At 68.4% G+C, this 4,738-nt stretch carries 6 protein-coding genes; 5 read left to right on the top strand and 1 reads right to left on the bottom strand.

Going from position 1 to position 4,738, the window contains the following annotated elements:
• Nucleotides 1-488 precede the first annotated feature (488 nt).
• From AB0J04_RS45325 to AB0J04_RS45335, 3 genes are read left to right on the top strand one after another with little or no spacing between them, the layout of a single operon-like run.
• Nucleotides 489-956 (top strand): hypothetical protein, encoded by a 468-nt coding sequence (locus tag AB0J04_RS45325; protein ID WP_363174584.1) that lies wholly within the window; start codon nucleotides 489-491, stop codon nucleotides 954-956.
• The gene (locus AB0J04_RS45330; RefSeq protein ID WP_363174586.1) at nucleotides 953-1,549 is read left to right on the top strand and encodes a hypothetical protein; all 597 of its coding nucleotides are present in this window, start codon (nucleotides 953-955) and stop codon (nucleotides 1,547-1,549) included. Before AB0J04_RS45325 ends, AB0J04_RS45330 begins: the two co-directional genes overlap by 4 nt.
• 2 nt (nucleotides 1,550-1,551) lie before the next feature.
• Nucleotides 1,552-2,499 carry an ISKra4 family transposase gene (locus tag AB0J04_RS45335; RefSeq protein WP_363174587.1) on the top strand — a complete coding sequence of 316 codons (948 nt, stop codon included), beginning with the start codon at nucleotides 1,552-1,554 and terminating at the stop codon, nucleotides 2,497-2,499.
• An 84-nt stretch (nucleotides 2,500-2,583) separates the two neighbouring features.
• Here AB0J04_RS45335 and AB0J04_RS45340 read toward each other — a convergent pair whose 3' ends face one another.
• On the bottom strand, nucleotides 2,584-3,555 hold the full coding sequence (locus AB0J04_RS45340) for a WYL domain-containing protein (protein WP_363174588.1): 972 nt from the start codon (nucleotides 3,553-3,555) through the stop codon (nucleotides 2,584-2,586).
• 136 nt (nucleotides 3,556-3,691) lie between these two features.
• On the opposite strand from AB0J04_RS45340, the gene AB0J04_RS45345 reads away from it, so the two are divergent.
• Together AB0J04_RS45345 and AB0J04_RS45350 are read left to right on the top strand one after the other, a co-directional pair.
• Complete coding sequence (locus AB0J04_RS45345) at nucleotides 3,692-4,087, top strand: RidA family protein (RefSeq protein WP_363174590.1); 396 nt, start codon at nucleotides 3,692-3,694, stop codon at nucleotides 4,085-4,087.
• Between the two features lie 232 nt (nucleotides 4,088-4,319).
• The gene (locus AB0J04_RS45350) at nucleotides 4,320-4,685 is read left to right on the top strand and encodes a hypothetical protein (RefSeq protein WP_363174591.1); all 366 of its coding nucleotides are present in this window, start codon (nucleotides 4,320-4,322) and stop codon (nucleotides 4,683-4,685) included.
• The last annotated feature ends 53 nt before the right edge of the window (nucleotides 4,686-4,738 follow it).

Here is a 4,738-nt window from a genome sequence, read left to right on the forward strand (position 1 = left end):
GACCACCCGAGCGATCCGGGACGCACCCGAACACGCCATCTGGATCTGGGGCATCACCGACAGCCCGCTCCTACCGGGAACTTGAAGCCGCCCTGTGGTGCGAGCCCGCCCTCGATACGGGCGCGATCATCGGTGGGGATCGCGGTCTGAGCCTGGTCCTCCACATACAAGAAGACCGCTCCCTGGTCGTGGCGATCAAGGTTTCCCACCGGCTCAGCGCACGCCGTGGGTCCAGCCGCCGGAGGCTTGGATGACGAGCATCGCGAACTGCTGGAGCGGGTCCGGTAGATCTGGCCCAGCGAAGTCGTGGAGACGGCCCCATGACCTACGAATGGCGTCGGGTGCAGATCTTCTGAGGGTGCCTCGTTGGGGTGATTCGCAGAGGTTCGGGGTGTGGCCGGTTGTGCCGACTTTTACCGTCGCTGGGGTCGAGCCCGCCGTGAGGCGCGGGGGTGCTGAGCGAGGGTGGGTGTGGTGTGCCGTCGTTGATGGAGGAGTTGGAGGCCAGGCGGGCTGAGGTGCTGGGCCAGGCCGAGCGGCTGCGTGAGCAGATCGCTGGTCTGTCCGAGGAGTTGTCGCGGGCAGAGGAGCGGCTGTCGCGGTTGCAGATCGCGCGGGAGACGGTGGAGGAGGTGCTGGCCGCACCGTCTTCGTTGGTGCCGGGCACGGACGCCACGGGCGGGGGTGCCGGCGGAGTAGCCGTGGCGCTGGTGAAGGCCGAGGCAGAGCTGGACGTGACGGTGATGTCGCCGGAATACCGGGAGATCATCGCCTTGTTCGCGACCTCGGGGGCGGCGATGCGCTGCAAAGAGGTCTGCCGGCACCTGGGTCTGGGGACCGAGCCGCGGCATGTCGAGGGGATGCGCTCGAAGCTGAAGCGGCTCGTGGAGCGCGGGATCCTGGCCGAGCCTTCGTCCGGGCTGTTCGAGGTCGACGGCAGGAAGCAGGGGTGGTGAGCGTGGTGGGGCCGGCCAGGGGTGTGCTCGTGGAGTGTGAGGACGCCTTCGCCGCCTCGGCGGGTCTGTTCGCTTCGGCGTGTGCGGAGCTGGCGGCCCCGGAGGCGGCGGTGATGACGCACGCGCAATTGGAGGATCTGCTGGGAGCACGGATGCGCGAGGTCACCCGGCAGTTGTTCCAGGACCACCTGACGCTGCGGGCCAGGGACGAGGTGCGTCGGCAGGAGGTCGTGGACGCCGCCGGTGTCGAGCGCTCCCGGATCGAGCGGGACCGACACCGGAGGCTGGCCACGGTGTTCGGCAAGGTCACCGTGGTCCGGATCGCCTACCGCGGCACCGGCGTGGCGGACCTGCACCCGGCCGACGCGGTGCTGAACCTTCCGGATGGAATGCACTCGCACGGGCTGGCCAGGCTCGCCGCGATCGAGTCCGCCCGCGGCAGCTTCGCCGACGCCTGCGAGCGGATCAACGCCCATACCGGCTCCGGCATCGGGCACCGGCAGGTCCAGGAACTCGCTGTCAGCGCCGCAGCGGGCATCGACGCGTTCTACGACGCCCTGGTACCCGCCCCTGCACCGACACCACGCCACTGATCTTGTCGGTCGACGGCAAGGGCGTGGTGATAAGACCCGAAGCGCTGCGTGAGGACACCGCCAAGGCCGCGGCCGCCAAGGGTGGCAACGCGATGAAGACCCGGCTGGCGTCGGGGGAGAAACACGGCAGGAAACGGATGGCCACCCTGGGAGCCGTCTACGATGCCGAACCCGCGCCGCGCACAGCCGACGACATCATCGCCGACCCCGACCGGCAAGACGACGCCGCCCACGGCGCGGCGCCCGAGCGCCGCCAGGGGCCGAAGGCCCGGTCGAAGTGGTTGTGCGGCTCGGTGAACGACACCGCCGCGCAGGTGGTGGCCGCCGTGTTCGACCAGGCCGAGCACCGCGACCCCGGGCACCGCCGTCCCTGGGTCGTCCTGGTCGACGGGGCCCGCCATCAGATCGACCTCATCAAGGCCGAAGCACAGCAGCGCGGTGTGGACGTCCACATCATCGTCGACCTGATCCACGTGCTCGAATATCTGTGGCGAGCGGCATGGTGCCCGCACGATAGCGGCGATGCCTCCGCCGAGAACTGGGTCGCCCGTCACGCCCGCGTCCTGCTGGGCGGCGGCGTGCAGCAGACCGCGGCCGCACTCGAGGAAGCCGCCCGCGCGGCCGGACTGCGTGGCGCCCAGCGCAAGGGCATCGACGAGGCCGTGAACTACCTGTCCGGCAAGGCCGAGCACCTGCGCTACCACACCGCCCTTGAACGCGGCTGGCCGATCGCCACCGGAATCATCGAGGGAGCATGCCGACACCTGGTCAAAGACCGCCTGGACATCACCGGCGCCCGCTGGGGCCTGTCCGGAGCCGAAGCCGTGCTCAAGCTGCGTGCCGTCCGCGCCAACGGCGACTTCGACGCCTACTGGGCGTGGCACCAGCAGCAGGAGTTCAACCGCAACCCCCAGACGCGCTACCGCGACCAGGTCATACCCACCACCTGATCGACAGCACCCTCATCGGATCTGCACCCAACCGAGATCATCGCGCATCCAAGAACCACTTTCGATGCGCGCCCTGACCAACTCTCAGGATGGGTCACCGTAGCGGGTGGCAACCGCGGCGGCGCGGTTGCGCAGGGAGGTGCGCAACGACCCCGGGGTCAAGGCTTCCGCGTCCGTGCTGAGCTGCCACAGCGCCCACTCGGCGTGCCGTAAATCTTGGAACGTCGCCTCCAGCCGCAGCCAGCCGTCTGCGTCGGGTTCTGCGGCGCGAACGGCTACCGCGATGCTCAGCAGGTCCTCCCGTCGCTCCGGGTTCACCCGTATCAGCACGGCAATATGGTCGCTGGACAGAAACTGCGCGCAGCGTTCCCGCCAGACCCGGTCCAGATCCACCCGGTTGGGTCGCTGTGCCGGTTCGGGGAGTTCCTCGGCGGCCAGGACCCGCGACAGCCGGTAGGTGCGGTCCGCGCCCGATCTCGTGGCCAGCAAGTAGCCCCGGTCGCGTACGGTGACCAGGCCGATCGGGTCCACCGTGCGCCACTGTGGTGTCTGGTCCGTGGCCGCGTAGTGGATGCGCAGTTTGTGTCCGGCGAGCACCGCGCGCCGGATCTCGATCATTGTCGTGTCCGGCACCTCCTCAGTGACCAGCCGGCGTGACAGCAGGTCGGTCTCCGGCTCGACGAGAAATCGCTCGGCCGCGTCGCTCGCGCTGGCCCGATGGCTGTCGGGCAGCGCGTCAACCACCTTGCGCATGGCTGAAGCGAGCGCCGAGCCGAGGCCGAACGCCTGCTCGCCGCGCCCCGATCCGGCGGTCAGCAAGGCGAGGGCCTCGTCGTGGTTCAGTCCGGTGAGCTCGGTCCGGAAACCGGGCAACAACGCGAACCCGCCGTGTCGGCCGCGTTCGGCGTAGACCGGGACGCCGGCTGCGGACAGCGCCTCGATGTCGCGCAGCACGGTACGGGTGGATACCTCCAACTCGCGTGCCAGCGTGTCCGCAGTCAGCCGACCGCGCTGACGCAGCAGCAGTACCAGCGAGACCAGCCGATCGGCGCGCATACGAGAACCGTATCGAATACATGACCAAGGGTGTCGTGATTTGTTGGAAGGCTCGTGAGCATCGACGTCAACGATGGCGGCTACCGCGCCCATGGACGTACGTACTCCCCATGAATCGAATGGAGCTGAAGTGGCAGTGGAACGAACGGCAGTCAACCCGGTGACGTGGTCGGTGGAGATGGGATTCAACCAGGGCGAAATCGTCTCCGGGCACACCCGGACCCTCTACTGCTCCGGACAGACCGCGATGAGCGGCGACGGCAAGCCCCAGCATGACGGCGACATGGCCGCACAGTTGGCGCTGAGCCTCGACAACCTGGAGGCCGTGCTCGGCGAGGCCGGCATGTCCCTCGCGAACCTCGTCCGGCTCAACGTCTACACCACCGACGTCGATCTGCTGTTCCCGCACTACGGCGTGCTGGCGTCGCGGTTGGGCGCCGCCGGAGTGGCACCGACCACCACGATGCTCGGGGTGGCACGGCTGGCGATCCCCGGCCAGATGGTCGAGCTCGAGGGGACCGCCGTCGCGTGATGCGACCTCGCCGCCGCTGCTACTCGTGCCGGTTGAACCGGCACGAGTAGCGAATCACCCCAACGAGGCACCCTCAGAAGATCTGCACCCAATGGCGTCCAACCCGCCAGAGCTGTCCAGCACCGCTTGGGGCCTGCCAAGCCGATATCACGAGTTCAAGTTCAGAAGCCTGTGCCGACTGGGGCCACACCATGGGAACGCAGGGCCAGAGATACAGAGTGGGGCACGTACCGTGAACGACATGCTGAGGCAGCTGCGAGGGGTCGTTTCCCTGCTCCACGAGGAGGGAGAGGCCGGGGATGTTGTCGACTGGGAGGCGGCGGTCGCGGAACTGGGCCTGGCATCTTTCCCGGCCGATTACCGGGGGTTCGTCACCCTCCTGGGAGCGGGATCCTTGGAGGACAGCCTCTTCGTGTCGATTCCACGGCCGGGGGAACCGTCTGCACCACTGACGGTGGGGCGTCTGCCGAGTGACGCCTATGACTCGATGAACGAATGGCAGGATTCCAGCCTCGGATCTCGACCGGCACTGGTGGACATGCTCGTCTGGGGGCAGCAGGGCGGCTTCAAGTTCCCGGTAGGAGCGGGCTGTCGGTGATGCCCCAGATCCAGATGGCGTGTTCGGGTGCGTCCCGGATCGCTCGGGTGGTC

This window comes from Streptomyces sp. NPDC050263, from assembly GCF_040655955.1.
Classification (GTDB): domain Bacteria; phylum Actinomycetota; class Actinomycetes; order Streptomycetales; family Streptomycetaceae; genus Streptomyces.